The sequence below is a fragment of the Nocardioides humilatus genome, from assembly GCF_008373755.1.
GTDB lineage: Bacteria > Actinomycetota > Actinomycetes > Propionibacteriales > Nocardioidaceae > Nocardioides > Nocardioides humilatus.
In genome coordinates, this window is sequence record NZ_VUJV01000002.1 from 137,952 (window position 1) to 160,778 (window position 22,827).

Annotated in this window: 24 protein-coding genes; 9 read left to right on the top strand and 15 right to left on the bottom strand. The window is 71.3% G+C overall.

The window, feature by feature from the left end; translation table 11 throughout:
• Window positions 1-67: 67 nt before the first annotated feature.
• A complete protein-coding gene (locus F0U44_RS07505) occupies window positions 68-2,269 on the top strand; it encodes a HelD family protein (protein WP_149727680.1) in 2,202 nt (733 codons plus the stop codon).
• A gap of 14 nt (window positions 2,270-2,283) precedes the next feature.
• On the opposite strand, the gene F0U44_RS07510 is transcribed toward F0U44_RS07505, so the two are convergent.
• The 3 genes from F0U44_RS07510 to F0U44_RS07520 form a co-directional block, all read right to left on the bottom strand.
• The gene (locus F0U44_RS07510) at window positions 2,284-3,531 is read right to left on the bottom strand and encodes a calcium-binding protein (RefSeq protein ID WP_188113379.1); all 1,248 of its coding nucleotides are present in this window, start codon (window positions 3,529-3,531) and stop codon (window positions 2,284-2,286) included.
• 190 nt (window positions 3,532-3,721) lie between these two features.
• Complete coding sequence (locus F0U44_RS07515) at window positions 3,722-3,988, bottom strand: response regulator transcription factor (RefSeq protein WP_246160362.1); 267 nt, start codon at window positions 3,986-3,988, stop codon at window positions 3,722-3,724.
• The gene (locus F0U44_RS07520; protein WP_149727682.1) at window positions 3,985-4,371 is read right to left on the bottom strand and encodes a hypothetical protein; all 387 of its coding nucleotides are present in this window, start codon (window positions 4,369-4,371) and stop codon (window positions 3,985-3,987) included. The genes F0U44_RS07515 and F0U44_RS07520 overlap by 4 nt, the downstream gene beginning before the upstream one ends.
• Window positions 4,372-4,515: 144 nt before the next feature.
• Between F0U44_RS07520 and F0U44_RS07525 the strand changes: the two genes are divergently transcribed.
• Both F0U44_RS07525 and F0U44_RS07530 read left to right on the top strand, forming a co-directional pair.
• Window positions 4,516-5,100, top strand: coding sequence for an RNA polymerase sigma factor (locus tag F0U44_RS07525; RefSeq protein WP_149727683.1), 585 nt, complete (start codon window positions 4,516-4,518; stop codon window positions 5,098-5,100).
• Complete coding sequence (locus tag F0U44_RS07530; protein ID WP_149727684.1) at window positions 5,100-5,573, top strand: carboxypeptidase-like regulatory domain-containing protein; 474 nt, start codon at window positions 5,100-5,102, stop codon at window positions 5,571-5,573. The genes F0U44_RS07525 and F0U44_RS07530 overlap by 1 nt, the downstream gene beginning before the upstream one ends.
• Before the next feature lie 58 nt (window positions 5,574-5,631).
• Here F0U44_RS07530 and F0U44_RS07535 read toward each other — a convergent pair whose 3' ends face one another.
• Window positions 5,632-7,062: a S8 family peptidase gene (locus F0U44_RS07535; RefSeq protein ID WP_149727685.1), complete on the bottom strand. Its 1,431-nt coding sequence runs from the start codon at window positions 7,060-7,062 to the stop codon at window positions 5,632-5,634.
• A gap of 124 nt (window positions 7,063-7,186) precedes the next feature.
• Between F0U44_RS07535 and F0U44_RS07540 the strand changes: the two genes are divergently transcribed.
• The 3 genes from F0U44_RS07540 (at window position 7,187) to F0U44_RS07550 (ending at window position 10,478) form a co-directional block, all read left to right on the top strand.
• Window positions 7,187-9,718 carry a CHAT domain-containing protein gene (locus F0U44_RS07540; protein WP_149727686.1) on the top strand — a complete coding sequence of 844 codons (2,532 nt, stop codon included), beginning with the start codon at window positions 7,187-7,189 and terminating at the stop codon, window positions 9,716-9,718.
• Window positions 9,719-9,810: 92 nt separating this feature from the next.
• A complete protein-coding gene (locus tag F0U44_RS07545) occupies window positions 9,811-10,098 on the top strand; it encodes a toxin-antitoxin system antitoxin subunit (RefSeq protein WP_149727687.1) in 288 nt (95 codons plus the stop codon).
• Complete coding sequence (locus F0U44_RS07550; RefSeq protein ID WP_149727688.1) at window positions 10,095-10,478, top strand: type II toxin-antitoxin system VapC family toxin; 384 nt, start codon at window positions 10,095-10,097, stop codon at window positions 10,476-10,478. Before F0U44_RS07545 ends, F0U44_RS07550 begins: the two co-directional genes overlap by 4 nt.
• Window positions 10,479-10,480: 2 nt before the next feature.
• Here F0U44_RS07550 and F0U44_RS07555 read toward each other — a convergent pair whose 3' ends face one another.
• Window positions 10,481-10,909, bottom strand: coding sequence for a hypothetical protein (locus F0U44_RS07555; RefSeq protein ID WP_149727689.1), 429 nt, complete (start codon window positions 10,907-10,909; stop codon window positions 10,481-10,483).
• A gap of 50 nt (window positions 10,910-10,959) precedes the next feature.
• Here F0U44_RS07555 and F0U44_RS07560 point away from each other — a divergent pair, with 50 nt between their 5' ends.
• From F0U44_RS07560 to F0U44_RS07570, 3 genes are read left to right on the top strand one after another with little or no spacing between them, the layout of a single operon-like run.
• Window positions 10,960-12,885 (top strand): anthranilate synthase family protein, encoded by a 1,926-nt coding sequence (locus tag F0U44_RS07560; RefSeq protein ID WP_149727690.1) that lies wholly within the window; start codon window positions 10,960-10,962, stop codon window positions 12,883-12,885.
• Window positions 12,886-12,897: 12 nt separating this feature from the next.
• The gene (locus F0U44_RS07565) at window positions 12,898-13,458 is read left to right on the top strand and encodes an anthranilate synthase component II (protein ID WP_149727691.1); all 561 of its coding nucleotides are present in this window, start codon (window positions 12,898-12,900) and stop codon (window positions 13,456-13,458) included.
• Window positions 13,455-14,759, top strand: coding sequence for an anthranilate synthase component I family protein (locus tag F0U44_RS07570; protein WP_149727692.1), 1,305 nt, complete (start codon window positions 13,455-13,457; stop codon window positions 14,757-14,759). The genes F0U44_RS07565 and F0U44_RS07570 overlap by 4 nt, the downstream gene beginning before the upstream one ends.
• Here F0U44_RS07570 and F0U44_RS07575 read toward each other — a convergent pair.
• From F0U44_RS07575 to F0U44_RS07620, 10 genes are all read right to left on the bottom strand, one after another.
• Window positions 14,749-15,300 carry a hypothetical protein gene (locus tag F0U44_RS07575; RefSeq protein WP_149727693.1) on the bottom strand — a complete coding sequence of 184 codons (552 nt, stop codon included), beginning with the start codon at window positions 15,298-15,300 and terminating at the stop codon, window positions 14,749-14,751. The two genes, F0U44_RS07570 and F0U44_RS07575, sit on opposite strands and share 11 nt — an antisense overlap.
• Window positions 15,293-16,708 (bottom strand): sensor histidine kinase, encoded by a 1,416-nt coding sequence (locus F0U44_RS07580; protein ID WP_246160363.1) that lies wholly within the window; start codon window positions 16,706-16,708, stop codon window positions 15,293-15,295. The genes F0U44_RS07575 and F0U44_RS07580 overlap by 8 nt, the downstream gene beginning before the upstream one ends.
• Entirely contained in the window at window positions 16,705-17,412 is a 708-nt protein-coding gene (locus F0U44_RS07585) for a response regulator transcription factor (protein WP_149727694.1), read from the bottom strand. The genes F0U44_RS07580 and F0U44_RS07585 overlap by 4 nt, the downstream gene beginning before the upstream one ends.
• Window positions 17,413-17,575: 163 nt before the next feature.
• Entirely contained in the window at window positions 17,576-18,436 is an 861-nt protein-coding gene (locus F0U44_RS07590; protein WP_149727695.1) for a fructosamine kinase family protein, read from the bottom strand.
• A 24-nt stretch (window positions 18,437-18,460) separates the two neighbouring features.
• Window positions 18,461-18,865, bottom strand: a complete 405-nt coding sequence (locus tag F0U44_RS07595) for a phage holin family protein (protein ID WP_149727696.1) — start codon at window positions 18,863-18,865, stop codon at window positions 18,461-18,463.
• 146 nt (window positions 18,866-19,011) lie between these two features.
• A complete protein-coding gene (locus F0U44_RS07600; RefSeq protein WP_149727697.1) occupies window positions 19,012-19,713 on the bottom strand; it encodes a RibD family protein in 702 nt (233 codons plus the stop codon).
• Window positions 19,706-20,551, bottom strand: coding sequence for a lysylphosphatidylglycerol synthase transmembrane domain-containing protein (locus F0U44_RS07605; RefSeq protein ID WP_149727698.1), 846 nt, complete (start codon window positions 20,549-20,551; stop codon window positions 19,706-19,708). Before F0U44_RS07605 ends, F0U44_RS07600 begins: the two co-directional genes overlap by 8 nt.
• Window positions 20,548-21,447 (bottom strand): glycosyltransferase family 4 protein, encoded by a 900-nt coding sequence (locus F0U44_RS07610; RefSeq protein ID WP_149727699.1) that lies wholly within the window; start codon window positions 21,445-21,447, stop codon window positions 20,548-20,550. Before F0U44_RS07610 ends, F0U44_RS07605 begins: the two co-directional genes overlap by 4 nt.
• The gene (locus F0U44_RS07615; RefSeq protein ID WP_246160365.1) at window positions 21,444-21,845 is read right to left on the bottom strand and encodes a 6-pyruvoyl trahydropterin synthase family protein; all 402 of its coding nucleotides are present in this window, start codon (window positions 21,843-21,845) and stop codon (window positions 21,444-21,446) included. The genes F0U44_RS07610 and F0U44_RS07615 overlap by 4 nt, the downstream gene beginning before the upstream one ends.
• Window positions 21,842-22,819, bottom strand: a complete 978-nt coding sequence (locus tag F0U44_RS07620) for a zinc-dependent alcohol dehydrogenase (protein ID WP_149727700.1) — start codon at window positions 22,817-22,819, stop codon at window positions 21,842-21,844. Before F0U44_RS07620 ends, F0U44_RS07615 begins: the two co-directional genes overlap by 4 nt.
• Between the last annotated feature and the right edge of the window lie 8 nt (window positions 22,820-22,827).

Here is a 22,827-nt window from a genome sequence, read left to right on the forward strand (position 1 = left end):
TTGGAACCTTGCTGCTCCTCAGGAGCAGTCAGCAACACCCGGATTTCACAACTCAGCAGGGGCATCGGTGGCAGATCAGCTCGTCGACCGCGAGGTTGCGGCGGAGCAGGCATTCGTTGACCGGGTCTACCAGCAGCTGGAGCGTGCCGGTCAGGCCGCGCAGCAGCTGGCCAAGGAAGGTCATGACCGCGGGCGGCTCGGCCATGAGGGTGGTCTCGTCGAGCGCGACGCGATGGTCTTCCAGGCGGCCAAGCGGATCGCTCAGCTCGACGCTGCTCACGAGGGATTGGTCTTCGGACGTCTCGACATGACGGCGGAGGTCGACGCGCAGCCGCGCTACGTCGGCCGGATCGGTCTGCGCGACAGTAACCACGACTCGTTGGTCATCGACTGGCGTGCACCCGCCGCCGCGGTGTTCTACCAGGCCACGGCCGCCGAGCCGCACGACGTCATCCGGCGCCGGGTGCTGCGGGCGACGGGCGCCAGGATCCTCGGGGTCGAGGACGAGCTGCTCGACGCCGAGGCGATGACCGTTGCCGAGGCCGAGGGTCGCGAGCTGCCGATCGTCGGCGAGGGCGCGCTGATGGCGCAGCTGTCCCGCGCCCGCGACCGGTCCATGCACTCGATCGTCGCGACGATCCAGGCCGAGCAGGACAAGGCGATCCGCGCGCCCGGCAAGGGGGTCGTGTCGATCTCCGGAGGCCCGGGCACCGGCAAGACCGTCGTCGCCCTCCACCGCGCGGCCTTCCTCCTCTACAACGACCGCCGGCGCTATGAGTCCGGCGGCGTCCTGATCGTCGGCCCGTCCGGCGTCTTCATGCGTTACATCGAGCGGGTGCTGCCGTCCCTCGGCGAGACCGCCGTCGCGCTGCGGTCGCTCGGCGAGGTCGTCGACGGCCACAAGGCGTCCCGCCACGACGAGCCGGCCGTCGCCGACGTGAAGGGCTCCGACCGGATGGCCGAGGTCCTCCGCCGCGCAGCGCGCCAGCAGGCGCCCGGCAGCCCGAGCGAATACCGCGTCTTCTGGCGCGACGACCGGATCCTGCTCGACCGGGGCGTCCTGGGTCGTGTGCGTCGCAACCTGATGTCGCAGGGCCGTCGTAACAAGCAGCTGCCCCGCGTCTCCTCCGAGCTGCTCAACGCCATGTGGCGCCAGGTGCGCGGCGAGCGGGGTCGGGAGCAGGGTCGCGAGCGGTTCGACGACGACATGTTGTCGCGCGACGACTTCCTCGAGTTCGCGCTCAACTGGTGGCCGCCGCTCGACGCGCCGACCGTCCTCGGCTGGCTGCGCGACCCCGACTTCCTGGCCCGCGTGGCCGAGGGCCTCCTCTCCACCGAGGAGCAGCGTCTCCTGCTCAAGTCGTGGAGTGGCCGCGCCGAGCGCGACCTGTCGATCGCCGACATCCCGCTGCTCGACGAGCTGCGCTACGCGTTGGGCGACGTGCCGCAGAAGGCCGACGACGACCGCGACGACCCGGTCGCGCTCATCGACGGCGCCGTCAACATCCAGGAGCTGATGACGGCCTCCGATCGTGAGTACGCCCCCTCCGGGCGGGCCTGGGCACCGCCCACCCACAGCATCGAGGACGACGGCTTCGCCCACGTGCTCATCGACGAGGCGCAGGACCTCACCCCGATGCAGTGGCGCATGGTCGGCCGCCGCGGCCGTACGGCGTCCTGGACCATCGTCGGCGACCTCGCCCAGTCCTCGTGGCCGGCGCCCGCCGAGGCCGCCGCGGCCCGCGCCGCGGCGCTCGAGGGCAAGCAGTCCCACGAGTTCCACCTGTCGACCAACTACCGCAACAGTGCCGAGATCTACGACTTCGCCGCGGCCTATGCCGAGCGGGTCGGGCTGCACGCCGACCTGCCCGACGCCGTACGCCGCACGGGCGTGCCGCCCACGGAGATCGTCGCCGACGACCTGGAGGCGGCCACCCGCGAGGCGGTCATCCGCACTGCCGGTGAGGTCGCCGGCACCGTCGGCATCGTGGTGCCCGTCGCCCGGCGCTCCGAGGTCAACGCCTGGCTCGCGTCCTGGCCCGAGCTGGCCGCCGACGCGGCCGGAGCCCGCGCCGCGGTCGACTCGTCGGTCGCCCCGTCGGGTGACGACCGCGTCGTGGTGCTGACGGGTCTGGACACGAAGGGCTTGGAGTTCGACGGGATCGTCGTCGTACGCCCTCAGGAGATCGAGGCCGAGTCGGCGACCGGACGCGCGACGCTCTACGTCGTGCTCACCCGAGCCACGCAGCTGTTGACGACGATCGGCTGAGCCTCACCCGCCGGTCACTGGGTCTCGATGTCGGTCCCCGGGCCGCCGGTCAGGACGTCGGTGCCGGGGCCGCCCTCGAGGGTGTCGTTGCCGGCCTGGCCGTAGATCGTGTCGTCGTCGTCCTCGCCCTTGAGGATGTCGTCGCCGGTCCCGCCGTACAGGGTGTCGTTGCCGGTACCGGCGAAGAACAGGTCGACGCCCCCTTGGCCGACAAGAAGGTCGTTGTCCGCCTCGCCGTAGATGACGTCGTTGCCGTCGCCGGCGTAGATGCTGTCGGCGCCATCGTCGCCGGACAGCAGGTCGCCCTCGCCGCCGCCGACCAACCGGTCGGCACCGGCGTCTCCGAAGATGTAGTTGGCACCCGCGCCGCCCTTGAGGACGTCGTTGCCGTCACCGCCGTACAACGTGTCGGCGCCGTCGCGGCCGTTGAGATTGTCGTCGCCGACCTGGCCGTCGAGAGTGTCGTCGCCGGCCTCTCCGGTCAGGACGTCGTTGCCGTCGCCGCCGTACAGACCGTCGTTGCCCACACCGCCGGTGAGCGTGTCGTCCATCTCGTTGCCGACGACGGTGTCGTTGCCGGAGCCGCCGTTGACCAGGTCGCTGCCGCCGTTGCCGCTCACGTAGTCGTCGTCAGCGCCGCCGAACACGTGGTCAGTGCCCAGGCCGCCGTTCATGCTGTCGTTGCCGCCGAGGCCGCAGATGATGTCGTCGCCACCGAGGCCGTCGACGACGTCGGCGTTCGGCGTACCGACGATGACGTCGTCCCCCGGGGTCGGGTCGTCGCCGAAGGTCAGGTTCACCGTCGCCGGCTGTCCTTCACAGCGCGTGACGGGGCCGATGGACGCCGCGAGGTTGAACGTCGTGGTGGCGGCGGCTCCCGTGCGGTTCGATGCCCCGACCTGGACGTAGTAGTCGAGCGCCGGCGTGATGTTCACGACCATGTCGGCGTAGCCGGTCCCGAACCCGTCGTCGTTGCACTTGCGCTGGCTCAGTCCGGCGAGGGTGGTGCCGGTGTAGATGGCCATCACGGTGTCGCCTCCGGCCGGGCCCGACGTCGTCAGGGTGACCTGGCTGTCGCCTGACGGCAGGTGATACCAGACGGTGCGGTTGGGCGTCCCGTCTCCGTCACACGTCGCATCGGGTTCCGACTCGACCGTCGCATCGACCGTGGTCCCCGCAATGAACGTCGTGACCGTGATCTGCGTGGCGTTGGCGAAGTCGTCGTTGGAGGGTGGCGCCGCGGCCGCGGGGCTCTGGGCCACCGCGGTCAGGGCTAGAGCGGCGAGAGGGGAGGCGAGGACAAGACGAAGCGATCGGGACATGGCGTGCCTAACGGGAGCGGCAGCTGGCCCGACGGATTCGAGTCGCTATCTCGCCAACGTAGGCCCGCGCGATGCTGAGCGCACCCTTTAAGCAAAAGCCGGCCCGGACAAGTGGTGTCCGGCGACGCGCTCAGCTGATCGCGCCGTCCTCGCGGAGGAGCGTGAGCACCGCGAGCACCCGACGGTTGACGTCGTCGGAGAGGTGGAGCTCGAGCTTGCGGAAGATGTTGGAGCAGACCGTCTCGACGGTCTTGCCCGCGAGGTAGAGCTCGGTGGCGATGGCCAGGTTGGAGCGGCCTTCGGCCATCAGTCGGAGCACCTCGAGCTCTCGGCACGAGAGGCGGTCCAGTCGTCCCCCGGTGGACGACTGGACCGGCTCGACGAGGGTGAGCGTCACCGGAGGACCGGGCCGACCCAGAAGCGGTGGACGCGGCCCTTGGCCGGGGTGATGACCCGGGAGGCGCCGGTCAGCGCGTAGACCTTGGCGCCGGCCTCGATCGGGGTCTCGCTGGCCTTCTTCAGGATCGCGAGGATGCCGGCCTGGCTGCGGCGCAGCTGCTGGTAGGCGTCCTGCAGGGCGTCCTCGCCCGTGCGGATGTCGAGCTGGGCCTCGACCATGTGGTTCCAGCGGGCGCGGAGCGCCTTCACGAGGTTCTCGGGGCAGCCGAAGTACTGCGCCCACTCCTCGCGCCAGGGGAGCGCCCCCGACATGTCGGCGGCCGCCGCCGCCTCGACCTCGCGGAAGATGGCGGTACGTGCGTGGGTCTCGTTCCAAGTCATTGCTGTTGTCCTTCCGGGTGAGCGGTGGGGAGTCACCGCTGCTTTACGGAGGAAGGAGGAGCGGGCCGGCCCGCTTGATACGAGATTCTTTTGATGTATCAAGTGGGCTGCGTCACGGCTCCTCTTTGCGGGACGATGCACCTGATGGACACGACGGAACCGCTCGCGACTCTCGTCCCCGCGGCGCGGGAGGGGGACCAACATGCCTGGGACGCGATCGTCGACAGATTCCTGCCGCTGGTGGGATCAGTCATCCGGCAGCACCGACTCTCCGAGGCTGATGGCGATGACGTCAGCCAGACGGTCTGGCTGCGCCTCGTCGAGCACCTCGGCGCCCTCCGCGAACCCGACGCCCTCCCCGGCTGGATCCGCACGACGACCCGCAACGAGTGCCTCCGCGTCATCAACGCCCGGGGGCGCATGCGCCCGGTGGACCCGCAATCCGAGGTCGGCCTGGATGCCGTCGTCGACGACATCGCCCACGAGGACCTGCTCGCGGCCGAGCGCCGTCAGGTGCTCCGCGACGCGCTCCTCGAGCTGCCGGCCGCACGCCGCGACCTCCTGCTCCTGCTCCTCGACGACCCGCCCGTCCCCTACGAGGAGATCAGTGCTCGTCTCGGCATCCCCATCGGCAGCATCGGTCCGACCCGCGCTCGCGCGCTCGACCAGCTCCGCAAGATCACTGCCCTGCGCGGCATCGGTCCCGACCCGGTGGGAGGTGGCAACTGATGTCCAGGTGGGATGAGCTCGGCGACGACGAGCTGATGGCCGAGCTGGCTGAGGCCGTGGCCGAGACGGTCGATGACCCCGAGGTCACGGAGCGCCGGCGGCTCGCTGCGAGTGCCGCGTTCACGTGGCGCACCGTGGACGAGGAGCTCGCCGAGCTGCTCCACGACTCCGCGCTCGACGCTGGTGCGGCTGTTCGCTCCTCCGGGGATTCGCCGCGGTCGCTCTCCTTCATTCGCGGAGCGGTCACGATCGAGATCGAGGTGACCGGCAGCTCCCTGCTCGGCGAGGTCATCGACGACGACGCCTCCGACGAGCCCGCTGCGGTGTCGCTGCAGCGTCCCGGCGCCGAGGACCGCGTCACCGAGACCGACGCCTCTGGCTTCTTCCGCTTCGACGACGTCGCTCCTGGACCGGTGCGGTTCGTCGTGGTGCGGGGTGGGTGGAGCCTCACCACCCCCTGGGCGACGCTGTAGACGCAGTTGGGGGGCTGAGAGTGACCTATAGGTCACTCTCAGCCCCCCAACTCAAGCGTCAGAGCGGGCCGAGGTGCTTCTTGCCGCCGGCCTTGCCGTCCTTGACCACCGACGCGGCCTTGTCGAGCTCGTCGAAGGCCTTCCTCGGATCGGTCGTGTTGCCGGAGGCACTCATCTGCGCGGCGATGGCACCCGTCACGATCGGAGTCGCGAACGACGTGCCGCTCCACTGGGCAAGGAACTTGAAGTTGCGCACCTGGCCCTTGTTCGGCGCCTCGTAGCAGGTGTAGGTGCCCTCGGGGAACGCGTTGACCAGGTTGCTGCCCCGCGCCCAGACGTCGACCCACGGGCCGTAGTTGGAGTACGACGCCACGTTGCCCTGCTCGTCGAGCGCTCCCACGGCGACGACCCACGGGAACGCCGCAGGATAGAACTCGTCGCGCGAGTTGTCGTTGCCCGCAGCGGCGACGACCAGGCCCTTCGTTCCGTCGGTCAGGCCGTGGTTCTCGGCCAGGATCTCGAAGCCGAGCAGGCCCATGTTCTCGCGGGTGTGGGTGCCGGCCGAGATGCTGATGAGCTGCGGATCCGAACGGTCGGTCAGCGCCTGGTGCAGCTGCTCGCAGATCTTCGACTCGAAGACCGCGCCGCCGTTGGGCAGCGCGCCCTCGACCTCGACCGCGGCACGAGGTGCCAGGCAGCGGACGATGCCCGCGACGAAGGTGCCGTGGCCGGCGTACTCGTGGATCGCGTTGGGGTCGACCGTCTCGACGTCCAGCGGGTCGGCCGGCGTCACTCCCGCGAGCCAGTCGGTGTCGGAGCTCGTGGTCGCCTGCGCCCACAAGCCGGTGTCGACGACCGAGATCCGGACGCCGTCACCAGCGCTCCCGTCGGTGGTCATGCCAGGGACGGGTTCGGCGCAGGGCGGTTCCTCGGGCTCGGTGAAGGGGCACAGCCGGCCATAGCTCGTGACGTAGAGGACGTGGTCGGGCTGCGCGACCGGCTTGCGCTGCGCCGCCCGGTCGGGGTGTGCCCGGTCGAGCTCGGCGAGCGTCACGAGCACAGCGTCGCCGCCGTCGCGACGCAGCGGGACCTCGACCGTCACCATCGATCCGGGGACGGGCTCACCCTCGCGCCGGAGCTCGCCCTCGAAGTCGTCGCGGCGAACGGGGTCGCCGAAGAACTCGGTGAGCAGCGCGAAGTCGTCTCCGTCGCGCACGAGCACCCGGCGGGGGTGGTAGAGGAAGGTCGCTTCCTCGTCGCGGCCGCGGGAGCCCTTCGGCCCGGCGACGGCGACCTCTCCGTCGTCGCCCCACGCCTCGGCGAAGGCCCGGCGGATGACGCCGACCTGGTCGCGCAGGCGCTCCGCACCGTGGCGATCCGGGTCTTCCACCACCACCGGGGGCTGGACCGGGTGCCACCACGGGAAGAGGCGCCTCACCCGTGCGATCACGACGCTGAGGGAGAAGCTCGATCGGGGGGACTCGCTCATGGCGCACCTCGGGGAGCGTGGTGGGGGGCTGCTCGCGGGCAGTGTCCCCCGAGCGGCGCTAACGTAGTGCCGCTCCGAGACGTCCGTAAACAGGGCTAGCCCTGAAACTTCGTGCGAGGCTTCGATGCAGGATCTGCTGGACCTCGCTTTCGACGATCCCGTTGCGGCCGTCGAGGTCGCCGAGGGGCTCCTGGCCGCCGCCGCAGATCCCCTGCAGCACTCCTTCGCGCACCAGGCCCTGGGCATCGTCCTGCGTGAGTCGGGCGACGTGGACGAGGCAGTCCGCCGCCTGCGGATGGCGCTCCGCTCGGCCCGGTCCAGCGGATCGGACGACCGCCTGCGCGATGTGCGAGCGACGTACGGCGGCACTCTCGTCGTCGCCGGCATGACCCGCGCCGGACTGCGCCAGCTCGTGCTCGCCGAGAACGGTGCGGTGGAACCAGGCGCCGCCCGCGTGCGGGTGCGTCGCGCCGCGGTGCTCGCGATGCTCGGCCGCCATGCCGAAGCAGGCGCGGTGATGCGAGCGGCGCTGGAGGGCATCGCCGCCCAGGGTGATCGCGAGTGGGAGGCGCGTGGGCGCGTGTGGCTCGCTCACATCGAGCTGCGGCTGGGAAACCTGGATCGGGCCGAGGACCAGGTCCGACGAGCTGCCGGGCTGTTCGAGGAGGTCGGCGCCGGCCTCGAACGGATCACGGCTGAGGAGAACCTGGCAGAGATCGCGCTCGCTCGGGGTGACCTGGCGAGAAGCCTGGACCTCTACGCGCGGGCCTGGGCGGCGTACGAGCTGTCGGGCAGGTCAGCGAAGCCCGACGTGGTCGGGCACTGGGCGACGGCCTACCTGGCAGCGGGTCTTGCCGACGAGGCCGTCGAGCTGCTCGACCGGTACCTCCGGCAGACACCCGCCCTTTCCGCGCTCGAGGAAGCGGAGATGCACCTTCGCCGATCCATCGCACTCTCAGCGGCGGGGGACGCCGAGGGCGCGTACGCGGCGGCGCGGCTCGCGGCGGACCTCTTCCGACGCCAACGCCGCGATTGGTTCGCGACCCGCGCACGGCTTGCCGCGGTCGAAGCCGGCGTCGGTCTCGGCAAGCGGCCGCGGACGGATGCCGTCGCGATCGCGGCCGAGCTCGATCGCGACCGAGCCGACGAAGCTCCGGTCGCGCTGGTCCTGGCCGGCAGGTTGAGCCGAGGTGCCGCGCGCGTCGAGTTCTACGAACGGGCCGCTGCCTACCACCAGCGAGCCAACCCGCTCGTCCGCGCGAGCGCCTACCTCGGCTCCGCCTTGGCACGCGACGAGCTCGACGATCGGACGGGAGTCCTGCGAGCCTGCGCCGCGGGTGTGGCCGCCATCGACGAGCACCGTCGCTCGATGGGCTCCTCCGAGCTGCGCGCGCTGGCCTCGACGCATGGTCGTCAGCTCACCGAGATCGCCGTCCGGCACGCCGTCCACCACCCGCGCACATTGCTCCGGTGGAGCGAGCGCACTCGTGCCACGTCGCTCGCCCAGCCACCGGCGACCTCCGACGCCGCTTCCATCCCTGCGTCCTTGGCTGCCCTCCGCGACAACGGGCGTCGCCTCGTCGAGGCTCGGCAAGATGGTGTGCCGACCGAGGACCTCGAGAAGGAGCAGCTCCGGCTCGAGCGGGCGGTGCGCGCCGAGAGCCACACGATTTCCGCGGCGGGCGACTCCCAGCGGTCGGCGTCGGTCGAGGAGATCGTCACTGGCGTGGGCGACGGATGCCTGGTGGAGCTCGTCGACGTCGACGGGGTGCTCCACGTGCTGGTCGTACACAACGGACGAGTACGGCGCAAGGTGGCCGGCTCCACCCAGGAGGTCGCCGACCTGCTCGGTCCGACCAGCATGCTGCTGCGCCGGGCCGCTCGCGGCCGCCCGGCCAACACGGCCGACATCGGTCGACGCCTGCAGGACGCGATCCTCGGCGATGCCGTCCGCCTGATCCCGGACGGTCCCGTGACGCTTGCACCGACCGCGCGGCTCCACGGGCTCGCCTGGTCGTTGCTGCCGACGTTGCACGACCGCGCCTTCGGCATCGTGCCGTCCGCCGGCCAGTGGCTCCGCGCCAACGAGAGGAAGCGACCGACGCCACGGCGCACGCTTCTCGTCGCCGGCCCCGACCTCGAGTCCGGTGGGGCGGAGGTTCCGGTCCTCGCCAAGAGGCACCCCGACGCGGTACTCCTCGACGGGCGCGACGCCACCCTGGCTGCTGTCCTTGACCAGCTCGACGGGGCGGACCTCGCGCACCTGGCGACCCACGGGCGGTTCCGGGCGGACAGCCCGCTCTTCTCGGCCCTCGATCTCGCCGACGGGCCGCTCACCGTGCACGACCTCGAGCGCCTCAAGAGCGCTCCTTACCGAGTGGTGCTCTCCGCGTGCGAGTCCGGCGTGCTTGCTCCGGTCGGCGCCGAGGAACTGCTCGGCTTGGCCGCCGCGCTCTTCTCCCTCGGCACCGCGGGCCTGGTGAGCAGCGTCGCCGAGGTCAACGACCGCGCGACGGCGGAACTGATGGTCGGGCTCCACGACGCACTGGCGCGGGGCGAGGACCCGGCGCACGCCCTCCTCGAGGTGCGGCGCGCGGCGGCCGCCGATCCCGTCGCCGCCGGCACCGCCGCCGCCTTCCTCGCGCTGGGCGTCTGAACGGGTTCTCCACAGGTCGACCGGTCTCCTTTGGCGATCTGGGCTCCGTCGCGCACCCTCGTGGGATGACTGCACGGGCGTATGATCAAAGTATGACGACCCGGATCACCGTGAGCCTGGCCGACCACCTGGTCGCCCACGCCAAGAGGGCGGTGGAGGAAGGCGAGGCCGCGTCGGTCTCCGACTTCGTGGCCCGGGCGATGCAGGAGAAGGCAGCCCGGGAACCTCTCGGGGACTTCTTCGAGGAGTTCGACAAGGAGTTCGGTCCGCCGAGCGTTGAGGACAAGGCATGGGCGCGGGCCGAGCTCGCCCGCGCTGACGCGGAGATGGCGGCGAAGGAAGCAGCACGGGATGCCGCGAAGGCGGCGAGGCGGCAGTGAGGAAGCCGGGCCTGAGCCTGGACGCGGGCGCGCTCATCGCGGTCGAGCGCGGGAACCGCGGCGTGCGGCAGGCCATCGAGGACGCGTTGTCGTCACGTCGACGGATCCATGTCACGCCGGGGGTCGTCGCGCAGGTGTGGCGCGACGGAGCGCGTCAGGCCGTCGTCGCGCGGTTGTTGGACAGCCCAGGCGTCACCCTGCTGGACCTGACCTCCGACACTGCCAAGATCCTCGGCGAGATGGTCGCGGCTTCCGGTCATGCCGACATCATCGATGTCCACGTTGCCTTGGACGCCCGCCAGCACGGCCACATCGTCATGACCTCCGACCCCGACGACATCCGGGCCGTGGACCCGTCGCTCACGATCATCGAGGTCTGACCTCAGTCGGCAGGAGTGGCCTCGTGCCCGTCCCGGCCATGAGTACGACGGTCCTCCTTCATCTCCGCCTCGAAGAGATGCCGCCTGCCCTCCACCAGCGCGTCCCGGGCGTCGCGCTCGAGGGTGCGGAAGAGGGCGTAGTAGCCATCGTCGTACTCCTCGACGACTTGGAAGGTCCAGCGCCCCTCGAGCACGTTGCGCCCGACGAGCTCCCGCTCGAACCGGTCGGCGAGCTCGGTGTGGCCCGCTTCCCGGAGCTGCTCGACGCCCTTCCCCAGTGTGAGGTCGGCGGTCCCGGAGAGCCGGTGGAAGTTGTAGAGGTGGCCGCGCGCGATCTCCACGGCCTCCAGCGCCTCGGAGATGTTGCCGAGTGCTTCCACGGTCAGGTCGTCGACCCCATCGGGGCGGGTGTGGTCAGAACCGGGTCCCATGACCGACAGGTGCCCCGATCCGCTGATCTCTAGACCCTTAGGCTCCTCCCATGACTCAGCCGACTCTCACGCCCAGGGAAGCCATCACGGCCATCCAGGGGCACGAGGCGTGGGCGATCATCCGACGCTCCACCCGGTCGGGCGACAACGACACCGTCGGCGTCCTCGGTGGCCGCCGCTGGGTCGCCGACTCGATCATGGACATCCCGCTCGAAGAGGGGCCGCCGGCCGAGGGTCGGCAGTGCGACCGGCTGGTCGCCGTACCGTTCCGCCAGGTCGCGGAGCGCGGCTTTGAGGCCCACGACGACGGCACCCCGCTGGTGGTGGTCGACGTCGAGATGGAGCGCGAGTTCTCCGTCGCCGACATCATCGACGCCATCGACCCGGTCGACGTCGACTTCTCCGACCGCGGCGGCTTCGACGTCGATGACGACGACTACGCCAAGGTCGTCGAGGCGATCATCAAGGACGAGATCGGGCAGGGCGAGGGCGCCAACCTGGTCGTCGGGCGCCACTACCGCGCGGTCGTCGCCGACTGGGGCGCCGACAAGGCGCTGACCGTCTTCCGCCGCCTGCTCGAGCGCGAGCGCGGCGCCTACTGGACCTTCCTGTTCTTCACCGGCGACCGCTACCTCGTCGGCGCGAGCCCCGAGCGCCACGTCAGCGTGCACGGCGGCGACGTCCGGATGAACCCGATCTCCGGGACCTTCCGCGTCCGGCCGCCCGAGGGCGACGACCGTCGGATCGAGACCCGCCTCCTCGAGTTCTTGAAGGACGAGAAGGAGATCTACGAGCTCTTCATGGTCGTCGACGAAGAGCTCAAGATGATGTGCGACATCTGCCACGAGGGCGGCCAGGTCCTCGGCCCGTTCCTCAAGCCGATGACGCACCTGATCCACACCGAATACCTCTTGGCCGGCCGCAGCAAGCGCGACGTCCGCGAGATCCTGCGCGACACGATGTACGCCGCCACGGTCACCGGTTCGCCCGTCGAGAACGCCTGCCGGCTGATCAAGGCCTACGAACCGGAGGGCCGCGGCTACTACGGCGCTGCTCTCGCCGTGATCGGACGCGACCTCGACGGGCTGCCCGTCATCGACAGCCCGATCGTGATCCGTACCGCCGACGTCGACCTCGACGGTCGCCTCAAGGTGACTGCTGGCGCGACGCTGGTGCGCGACTCCGACCCGGCCTACGAGGTCGCCGAGACCCACGCCAAGGCCGGCGGCATCCTGTCGGCCTTCGGCCTGGTGCCGCCCGCGCCCGAGCACGGCGTCGACCTGGCCGCGCTGGCCGCCGACGAGGACGTGTTGATCTCGCTCAACGCCCGCAACCGCCGCCTCTCCGGCTTCTGGCTGACCGACCAGGCCGGCACCCCGGCCGACCCGCGGCTTGCCGGCAAGAGCGTCGTGATCCTCGACGGCGAGGACGACTTCGTGAACATGCTGCGGCACCTGCTCGCGGTGATGGGCATGTCGTCGGCGGTCGTGCGGCACGAGGACTACACCCCCGGCTGCCTCGACGGCTACGACCTCGTCATCGTCGGCCCCGGTCCGGGCGACCCGCGCGACGACGCCGACCAGAAGATGGTCAACCTGCGCAGCGCCGTCGGGTCGCTGCTCGAGGCCGAGCGGCCGTTCCTCGCGGTGTGCCTCGGCCACCAGGCGCTGTGCCACCAGCTCGGCATCCCGCTCGGCTACAAGGACATCGTCTTCCAGGGCACGCAGGCCGAGGTCACCGTGCACGGTCGGCGTGAGCGGGTGGGCTTCTACAACACCTTCGTCGGCCGGGTGGCCGAGGGCGACGTGCTGCCAGTCGGGGTCACGGTCGAGACCGACCCGGTGGGCGGCGACGTCAACGCGCTGGCCGGCCCGCACTACCGAGGCGTCCAGTTCCATGCCGAGTCGATCCTGACCGAGCGCGGCTGGGACATCGTCCACGACCTCGTCTCCGCGGTGCTGCTCCCTGAGGGCTGAGGTGGCCCGGTGGTGAGGCCGCCTGATGTCGTCGTGGTCGACCACCACGACTCCTACACCCACAACCTCGTGCACCTCATCGCCGGAGTGACGGGGGTGCTGCCGGCGCTGGTCCAGCACGACGCCTGTACGCCGGCCGAGCTCGCCACGCACGACGCCATCGTGCTGTCGCCCGGTCCCGGTCACCCCGACGAGCACGACTGGTCGCTGCTCGACCTCGGTCGACCCGTGCTCGGCGTGTGCCTCGGGCTGCAGGGGATCGTGACGCACTTCGGCGGCAGCGTCGATCGCGGGCGGCCCGCGCACGGGGTGGTGGCGTCGGTCCGGCACAGCGGAACGGGACTGTTCGAGGGGGTGCCGCAGGACTTCGCCGCGGTCCGCTACCACTCGCTCCGGGCGCACGAGGTGCCCGACGTGCTCGAGGTGACCGCGACGTGTGCCGATCCGGCCGGCGACGTCGTCATGGCTGTCGCGCACCGGGACCTGTCGATCAGCGGTGTGCAATTCCACCCTGAGTCGATCCTCACCGAGCACGGCGCCCGCCTGGTGGCCAACTTCCTGGAGCGGGCATGACCACGCACGGTGACGCAGCTGCGGCGTTCACCGAGATCGCGGCGTCGTACTCCCGGTGCGTGTGGCTTGACGGCGGCGGTGCGCGCGAGTGGTCGCGCCAGCGGTCGATCATCGGCTGGCTCGACGACGACGACGTCTCCCTGACCTATGACGCGGCCGCGCGCGAGGTGACCCGCCACGCGGGCGGTCGCAGCGAGGTGGTCGGCGACGACCCGTTCGTCGTGCTCGAGGCCGAGCTGGCTGCGGGGAGCCCGAGCGACCAGTGGTTCGGCTACTTCGGCTACGCGGCCCGCCCCGACCTGTCCGCACGGCCCGACCCGGATCTGCCCGACGCCATCTGGATGCGGCCGAGCCACATCCGGATGTTCGACCATGGGCCGTTGGTTTCGAGGCTCGGCGCTGGCGCGCCTCACACCTCAACCAGCGGCGAGGGTGAGCCGCCGTTGGTTGAGGTGCGAGCGCAGCGAGCCTCGAAACCACCGGCGGACTACGACGCCGCCTTCGCCGCGGTCCAAGAACACCTGCACGCGGGCAACTCCTACGAGGTCAACCTCACCCACCGGCTCCGGGTGGCGAGCGAGATCGACCCCGCGTCGGCGTACCTCCGTCTCCGCAGCCTCAACCCGGCCCCCTACGCCGGCTTCCTGCAGCACTCAGTGCCCGACCGCCCGGACGCGACCGGCTGGCTGCTGAGCTCGTCGCCCGAGCGCTATGCCTTGGTCACCGCCGACCGGACGCTCGAGGCCAAGCCGATCAAGGGCACCACGGCGCGTGCTGAGTCCCGCGCGGAGGACGAGGCGGCGCGGGAGAGGTTGGCGACCGACCCGAAGTACCGCGCCGAGAACCTGATGATCGTCGACCTGCTGCGCAACGACCTCTCGCAGGTGTGCGAGGTGGGGACGGTCGACGTACCGACGCTGATGGAGGTCGAGTCCTACGCCTCGGTGCACCAGCTCGTCTCGACGGTCCGCGGCCGGCTGCGTGACGACGTCACGACCGTGGCCGCCCTGCGCGCGCTCTTCCCGGCCGGCTCGATGACCGGTGCGCCGAAGCTGCGGACGATGGAGATCATCGACGCGGTCGAGGCGACGCCGCGCGGCGCCTACGCAGGCGCGTTCGGCTGGGTGTCGGGCGACGGCCGGGCCGACCTCGGCGTCATCATCCGCACACTTCTCACCGCCGGCGACGACTACCTGGTCGGCACCGGCGGCGGCATCACGGTCGACTCCGACGTGGCCGACGAGTACGCCGAGACCCAGTGGAAGGCCGACCGGCTACTCCAGGCGCTCGCTACTTCGTGAGGCCCTTGTCGTCGGCGTGCTGCGACAGCGCCGTCAGCACGGTGCTCACCCCGGCGAGGACCTGTGCCTCGTCGTAGGGCGCCGGGTCGACGACGTTGACGTTCTGGATCAGGTCACCGTTCTCGACGAAGCCGGTGACGTAGAGCTGCTTCTTCACCACGCTGGCCACCACCCGAGCGGCGTCGGCGCCCTTGATGTCGGGCTCGGTGACGGACGCCGTGTCGGGCTGGCCCATGGTGTCCCACGCCTCGGCGAGGGTGCCCTCGAAGAGCGTGTAGCTCGACGTCACGACCGCCTCGCCGGACTTCTCCTTCGGCTTGAAGCGGCACTCCGGCTCGGTCGCCGTGCCGTGCTCCTCGACCGTCGTCGAGCCGAAGGTCTGCTCGATGAGCCGAGCGTCGAGGACGTCGCAGGGGTTCCACAGCGGCGGCGTCTCCGAGGGCAGGTCCGGCTTCGCGCCCACCTTGTCGTCGTCGCCACACCCGGCCAGCAGGAGTACGGCGACCGCACCCACCGCGAGCCCCGCGATCGACCTACGCATCCACCTTCTCCGTCCCGGGCAGCTTGAGCACGAGCCGCGCCCCGCCCCCCACGTTCTCCGTCGCCTGGATCGATCCCGAGTGCCGTTCGGCCACCTTGCGCACGATCGCGAGACCGAGGCCGGATCCGGGCAGTGTCCGCGACGTCGCGGACCGCCAGAACCTATCGAAGATGCGGGACCGCTCCTCCTCGGGGATGCCGGGGCCCTGGTCGTCGACGGTGAGCACGCCGTCGGACAGCCGCACGGTCACCTGGCCGCCGTCGGGGCTCCACTTCGCCGCGTTGTCGAGGAGGTTGGTCACCGCGCGCTCCAACGCCGGCGCCTCGCCGACGACCCACCAGGGGCGCGTGAACACCTCGAAGGTCACGGTGGGGGCCCGCCGTCGTACGCGCTGGACCGCGTGGTCGACGACGTCGGCGAGGTCGACCGCCTCGACCGTCGGGGCCACGGGTTCGTCGCGGGCGAGCTCGGTGAGGTCGCCGATGAGGGTCGTCAGCTCTTCGATCTGGGCGCGGATGTCCTCCATGAGCTCGTCGCGGGCCTGCTGTGGGATCGAGGACAGGTCGCCGGACATCGTGAGCAGGTCGATGTTGGTGCGGAGAGAGGTCAGCGGCGTGCGCAGCTCATGGCTCGCGTCGGCGACCAGCTGCCGCTGGCGGACCCGTGACGCGTCCAGCGCTGTCAGCATCTGGTTGAAGGCGGTCGCCAGGCGGGCGACCTCGTCGTCGCCCTCGACGGGCAGGGGAGTGAGGTCCTCGGTGCGCGCGATGTGCTCGACCGAGGCGGTGAGGCGCCGTACGGGGCGCAGGCCGTTGCTCGCGATCAACCAGCCGGCCATGCCGGCGATCAACACGCCGAAGCCACCGAACGCGATCGTCACCCAGCCGAGGCGACGCAGGATCCGGTCCTGGTCGTCGAGCGACTGCGCCATCACTAGGGCGAGGCCGGGCTGGGTCGTCTGCACCGTCACGACGCGGTAGCGGTCGCCCTCGATGAGGATCGTGCGGATGCTGGATTCGGTCTCGCCGGTGGCGACGTCACGCTCCGGGGTGCCGAGCTGGATGTCGGGCCCCTGGTCGAGCACGCGGCCGTGCCCCTCGGCCGGCAGGAAGGCGATGCGTACGTCGGCCGCACCCAGCTGCCACGACGGGACGTTGCCTCCGATGCCCGTCTCCAGGAGGGCGTTGGACTCCGCGGCGGCGTTGGCCCGCTTCATCAGCGAGTGGTCGAGGCTGTTCTGCATCTGGATGCGCGTGGTGACGTAGGCGCCGACGGCGACCAGCGCGACGGCGAGACCCACGGTCATCGTGGTCAGCAGAATGACCCGGCTGGCGAGTGATCGTCGGTAGTGCCATCGGCCGTCAGGGCCGGGTCCGACCGCGAGCCCCTGGCCGGCCCAGAACGTCACGATTCCTTCAAGACATAGCCCACACCGCGCACGGTGTGGATGAGCCGGGACTCCTCGGCCAGCTCGGTCTTGCGACGGAGGTAGCCGACGTAGACCTCGAGCGAGTTGGCGGTCGTGGGGAAGTCGTAGCCCCACACCTCCTCGAGGATGAAGCTGCGCTCGAGCACGCGGCGGGGCCGCCGCAGGAACATCTCCAGCAGGGTGAACTCGGTGCGGGTCAGCTCGATCGAACGATCGGCGCGGGTGACCTCGCGGGTGGTGATGTTCATCGTGAGGTCCGAGAAGGAGAGCACCTCCTCCTCGTCGCCCTCCGCCGCGGGGGCGACCCGACGCAGCAGTGCGCGCAGCCGCGCGAGCAGCTCCTGGAGTGCGAAGGGCTTGGTCAGGTAGTCGTCGGCACCAGCGTCGAGGCCCTCGACCCGGTCGCCCACCGCGTCACGCGCGGTCAGCACCAGGATCGGTACGTCGTTGCCCGCCGCGCGCAGCGCACGGGTCGCCTCGAGCCCATCGAGCCGCGGCATCATCACGTCCATCACGACGACGTCGGGGACCACCGAACCGATGCCGGCGAGCGCCTCCGCGCCGTCGCCCGCGAGGTGCACGTCGTAGCCGTTGAACTCCAGCGAGCGCCGCAACGACTCCCGCACGGACCGGTCGTCGTCGACGACGAGGACGCGGGGCGGGTGCGGAGGACGCTGAGACACGCCCCCATGATGCCCAACTCGGCTGAGCGCCGCCTGAGAAGCGGCCCCTGCCCGTCCGAGGCACGAGGACGGTCAGGGATGAGGCGTGCACGTCGAGTAGCGCCCCGGCCGAGCTTGCGAGGCTGTGACGCGCGTATCGAGACGCGGTGAGGCGAGCGGAGGCTCAGAGGAACCGCTGGGCGATCTTGGCGGCCCGGGCGCCGTAGCCGCCGCCGAAGAGGCAGGCGTGGACGACGAGCGGGAAGAGCTGGTGGATGCCGAGGCGGTCCTGCCAGTCGTCGGCCAGCGGGGCGACCTCGTCGTAGGCGGCGAGCACGTGGGGGAGCTGGGGGAGGCCGAAGAGGGTGAGCATGGCGAGGTCGACCTCGCGGTGCCCGCCGTAGGCCGCCGGGTCGATCACCACCACACGGTCGTCCTGGCCCCAGAGGACGTTGCCGTTCCACAGGTCGCCGTGCAGACGCGCGGCCGGCTCGTCGGGCACGATCTCCGCGACCCGAGCGGCAGCCCGCTCGATCAGGTCGGCGTCGGTCGCCTCGATGAGGCCCTTGTCGCGGGCGACCCGGACGTAGGGCGCGATGCGCCGCTCGGCGTAGAACTCGGCCCACGTCGGCAGCGGCTGGTTCTGGAGCGGGAGGCGGCCGATGTAGCCGTCGGCCTCAGCGCCCCACGCCGTCGCCCCGCCCTGGTGCAGGCGGGCGAGCGCCCGCCCGAAGGCCGCGGCGGCCTCCTGGCCGGGTCGCGTGGTCTCGACCCACCCGAGGATCAGGCAGTCGGAGTCGACCGCGAGCACCTCGGGGGTCGCGACACCGTCGTCGACCTCGGCCAGCCAGCGCAGGCCCGCAGCCTCGCGCTCGAAGAACGCGGGCGGCGCCTGGGTGAGTGTCTTGAGAAACGCCGTGCGCCCGTTGGAGAGCCGCAGCTTGACCGCACTGCAGACGTCGCCGCCGGCCACCGGGGCAGTCGAGATCACCGACGAGCCGAGCAGTTGCTCCGCCCGTCCGGCGACCGCCGGTTGCCGCGTCACGTCACATCCCCCTGGACTACCTGCCTACGACTGGCCCTTGAGGGCGCGCGGGATCTCGCGGCCCTGCTCGATCGCGCGCTCGGGCGCCTTGACCTGCTTGAGCTTCTTGATGCCGAAGACGACCAAGAGCACCGAGACCAGGAGCCAGAAGAGCGCAACGATCAGGAAGGACCAGTGCAGCGCGAGGCCGTCGCCGTTCCAGTTGATGAAGTAGCCCGCGGCGACCGACAAGATGATCACGAAGAGCACCAGGAAGAAGCCGGCTGCGAGCAGGAACACCGTGCCGATGCCGCCGGCCGTCACGCTGACCTTGAGCTCGGACTTCGCGAGCTGGATCTCCTTGCGCATCAGCGTGGAGAAGTCGGTCTGGGCGTCCTTGATCAGGCGCCCGATCGTGGGCTCGTCGTTGCGGGCGGTCTCGATGGCCATGTTGACGAAGAGTTCCTCTGGAGGAGAGTCGGTCACGGGTCGAGGTCGCCCCAGGAGCGAGGCGGCCTCTCTGGCCGACCTTACAGAAGAGCGCCCGCCCGCGCCGCTCCCTCTCAGACCTGACCCGGGCCCGCCCCCGGACGGGCTCAGCCTGCTTCGGCCTCGAACCGCTCCGACAGCGCGTAGCGCAGGAGTACGACGTCGCCGATCTGCCGCGTCTCCACGAGCCGTGCGCGGTGGTCCGGGTGCCAGGGGAAGCGGCCGTCGTCGACGAACCGGCGGGCGCGGGAGTCGCCCACGAAGAAGGGCGCGACGACCAGCTGCAGCTCGTCGGCCAGCCCGGCGGTGAGGTACTGCGTGTGCATCGTGCCGCCGCCCTCCACCATCAGTCGGCGGACGCCGCGGTCGGCGAGGTCCTCGCCGATCCGACCGAGCCGCCGAGGTGCGTGACCGGCGTCGATCACGGTGGCGAGGCCGTCGAGCCGGGCGCGGGTCTGGGGCAGCACGTCGGTGTCGGCGTAGACGAGCTTCTCGTTGGCGCCCGCGGTGAAGAAGCGCTGTCGGGGGTCGAGGTCGCCCCGCGCGGTGACGGTGACCTTCATCGGGGAGTCGGGGAGCCCGGCCGCCATCCGTGCTGCCCGCCGCTGGGCCGCGCGCACGAGGAGCCGCGGGTCGTCCTTCCGGACCGTCTCGGCGCCGACGAGGATCGCGTCGCAGCCGGCGCGGACTTCGTCGACCCGGTCGAAGTCGGCCTCGTTGGAGAGCAACAGCCGCTCGTCGGTGGCGCCGCCGAGGTAGCCGTCGAGCGACATGCTGCAGCTCAGCAGCGTGTAGGGACGATCAGGCACTGACGCCCACCTCCTCTCCGACAGCTGTCCTGGTCCACGGTCCCACCAAGGTGACCAGCCCGGGGAGGGTAGCGAGCAGCGACACCACGCCGACGACCACGGCCACGCTGACCCCGGTCGCCGCACCGAGCCCGGCCTCCGCGAAGAGCCACGCCGCGGCACCCTCCCGCGGTCCCCACCCGGCGAGGGACAGGGGGACGGCGGAGGCCAGCAGCACCATCAGCGCCAGGGCGACGAGCGCCGCGAGATCGAGGTCGACGCCGACGGACCGGGCAGCGACCACCAGCACCACGGCGTGCCCGGCCGCGGCCAGCGTCGAAGCGAGCACGACCCGTCCGCCGAGCCAGACCAGCAGCGCAGCGGCCGCGACGGCCGCGACGGGGAGGGCCCAGCGTGCGTCGTCGCCCAGGCCGACCGGCAGCCAGGGCAGCGCCGCGAGCGCCATCGTCGCCTGGACCGCCTGCCCGGAGACCCGGTCCCACACCACCGACCCGAGGCCGCGGGCCGGAGCGCCCGCCTTCCGCCCGTGGTCGATGCCGCGGTGCACGTCGCCTACGACGCCGCCCGGCAGCGTCGCGTTGATGAGCTGGGAGCGGTAGTAGTTGCGGAAAGCCGTCCGGAACGGCAGCTCGATGCCGAGTCGCTCGGACAGCAGGCTCCAGCGCCACGCGCAGCACGCGGTCGTCCCTGCAGTGATGACGAGGGCGACGCCGATCGTCGTCGGCGTCGTGGCGCGCAGCCCGTCGAGGAACGGATCTCCGCCGACCTGGACGAGGAGGAAGGCGAGAATCGCTGCTCCGCCGCCGAGCCGGAGCCATCGCCGTGCCCGTTCGCTCACCGCAGCACCGCCTCGAGATCGCGGGCGGTGTCGTCCCACGAGCGCAGCGAGGCGCGCCGGCGTGCGGCGGCTGCGCGCAGGTCGGCGCGGGCGTCGGGGTCGGTCAGCCAGCGCCGCAGCTCCTTGGCGAGCGTGTCGGGATCGTCGGCGGGGAGCAGGAGCCCACCGCCGCCCAGGGCCTCGGGATGCCCGCCCACGTCGGTGACGACCGCGGGGACACCCTGGGCGAGCGCTTCGGTGACTGCCATCCCGTAGGCCTCGTGCCGCGACGCCGAGACCAGGAGGTCGGCGTCGGAGTATGGCGGCGCGGGAAGTGGACCGGTGTAGGTGATCCGGTCGGCGCCCTTGTCGTCGACGTCACGTGCGCCCACCCAGGTGCAGGTCCACTCGAGGTCGTCCAGCTGCCCGAGGGCGGCCACGAGGACGTCGTGTCCCTTGAGTCGGCTCACCGGTCCGACGGACAACAGGCGACCGCCGCCCACCGAGGGGGTGGCCCGAGGAGCCGGGTCGACACCGGGCGGGGCGACGATCACCCGGGGCGGATCGAGGTCGTGGTGGGTGATGACCCAGCCGCGCGACCACTCGCTCGTGGTGACGATCGTGCGAGCAGCCCGCAGCAGCCGGCGCTCGGCATCCTCCAGCTCCGGATACGCCTCTGCGAACGGCATGTGGAGCAGCACGATCGCGCCGCCCCACGCATCGGGGTCGCGCACAGCCAACAGGCCATCGACGATCACGCGCTCGGCGCGGACCGGCTCGTGATGCTCGGCCACGGTCCACCCACGGTCACGGAGCGCATCGATCACCCGCCGGTCATAGCGGTTGCCACCGCTCGGCCGGTGCGGGTCGTCGATGCCCTCCGGCACCACGAAGTGGACGGTTCCCCCAGGGCTCATAGGCCACGCTCGTAGCTCGCCCACGCGATGTGGGACTCCCGCAGGGTCACCTCGATCCCGTCGAGCTCGGCGGCGGGTCGGCCGAGCAGCCCCGCGTGTGCCCGGTCAGCGAGCCGGTCGGCGACCAGCTTGGCCAAGACCTCGGTCGTCGTGATGACGCCGGTGAGCTCCGCGTGGTCGTCGAGGTTGCGGTAGGTGAGGTCGGCGAGCACGGCCTTGAGCTGGTCCATCGCGCACCCGATGTCGACGACGATGCCGGCGGCGTCGACGTCGGTGGCGCGGAACGTCGCATCGACGACGTACGTCGCTCCGTGCAGCTGCTGCGCCGGTCCGAAGACCTCTCCTCGCAGGCTGTGGGCGATCATCATGTGGTCGCGGACGGTGACGCGGTAGGTCACAGCAAAGGCTCCTCGTAGTCGATGGCGTGGCAGAGAGCGGGCGCGCCGTCGGCGAGTGCGGCCATCACCTGGGGCAGTTGCTCGAAGGGCGAGCAGCCCGTCAGCAGGGCGTCGAACGCCGGGTCCTCGAGGAGCTCGAGGGCGAGCCGCAGCCGGTCGGCATGCGTACGACGACCGCGCATCCCCGGCGCGACCATGCCCACCTGGCTCGCGCGGATCGTCAGTCGTCGGGAGTGGAAGGCTCCGCCGAGGTCGAGGGTGACGGGGTGGTCGCCGTACCAGCTGACGTCGAGGACGGTGCCCTCCGTCGCGCAGAGCTCGAGCGAGCGTTGGAGGCCGGCTGACGTGGCGGATGCGTGGACGACCAGCCCGAGGTCGCCGATGGCGTCGCCCGGAGCGGCGTAGTCGACGCCGAGAGCCGCGGCCACCGAAGCGCGCGCCGGGTCGGTGTCGACCAGCACCACCGGAGCACCGCCGACCGTCACCAGGAGGCGTGCCACCGCGCACCCCACCATGCCGCCGCCGACGACCGCGACCCGGTCGCCGATCAGCCCGTCGGCGTCCCAGACGGCGTTGAGCGCGGTCTCGACCGTGCCTGCCAGGACAGCCCGCGTGGTTGGCACGGCGTCGGGCACCGGCATGACGGCGGCGGCCGGGACGACGTAGGCGGTCTGGTGGGGGTAGAGGCAGAAGACCCGGCGGCCGACGAGCTCCTCGGGGCCCTGTTCGACCAGGCCGACGTTGAGGTAGCCGTACTTCACCGGGCCCGGGAAGTCGCCGTCCTGAAAGGGCGCGCGCATCGCCTGGTGCTGGTCGACGGGCACGCCGCCGCGGAAGACGAGCGTCTCGGTGCCGCGGCTGATGCCCGAGCGGATCGTCCGCACCAGCACCTCGTCGGGACCGGGCTCGGGCACGCGGACGTCGCGGACCTCGCCGCGGCCGGGCTCGGCCAGCCAGTACGCACGCGCCTGCACCGCCTCAA

Coding starts and splice junctions, on each gene's coding strand:
- F0U44_RS07520 (WP_149727682.1), bottom strand. CDS start 4,371: ATGACTTGGAACGAGACCCACGCACGTACCGCCATCTTCCGCGAGGTC.
- F0U44_RS07525 (WP_149727683.1), top strand. CDS start 4,516: ATGGACACGACGGAACCGCTCGCGACTCTCGTCCCCGCGGCGCGGGAG.
- F0U44_RS07530 (WP_149727684.1), top strand. CDS start 5,100: ATGTCCAGGTGGGATGAGCTCGGCGACGACGAGCTGATGGCCGAGCTG.
- F0U44_RS07535 (WP_149727685.1), bottom strand. CDS start 7,062: ATGAGCGAGTCCCCCCGATCGAGCTTCTCCCTCAGCGTCGTGATCGCA.
- F0U44_RS07540 (WP_149727686.1), top strand. CDS start 7,187: ATGCAGGATCTGCTGGACCTCGCTTTCGACGATCCCGTTGCGGCCGTC.
- F0U44_RS07545 (WP_149727687.1), top strand. CDS start 9,811: ATGACGACCCGGATCACCGTGAGCCTGGCCGACCACCTGGTCGCCCAC.
- F0U44_RS07555 (WP_149727689.1), bottom strand. CDS start 10,909: ATGGGACCCGGTTCTGACCACACCCGCCCCGATGGGGTCGACGACCTG.
- F0U44_RS07560 (WP_149727690.1), top strand. CDS start 10,960: ATGACTCAGCCGACTCTCACGCCCAGGGAAGCCATCACGGCCATCCAG.
- F0U44_RS07570 (WP_149727692.1), top strand. CDS start 13,455: ATGACCACGCACGGTGACGCAGCTGCGGCGTTCACCGAGATCGCGGCG.
- F0U44_RS07575 (WP_149727693.1), bottom strand. CDS start 15,300: ATGCGTAGGTCGATCGCGGGGCTCGCGGTGGGTGCGGTCGCCGTACTC.
- F0U44_RS07595 (WP_149727696.1), bottom strand. CDS start 18,865: ATGGCCATCGAGACCGCCCGCAACGACGAGCCCACGATCGGGCGCCTG.
- F0U44_RS07610 (WP_149727699.1), bottom strand. CDS start 21,447: ATGAGCCCTGGGGGAACCGTCCACTTCGTGGTGCCGGAGGGCATCGAC.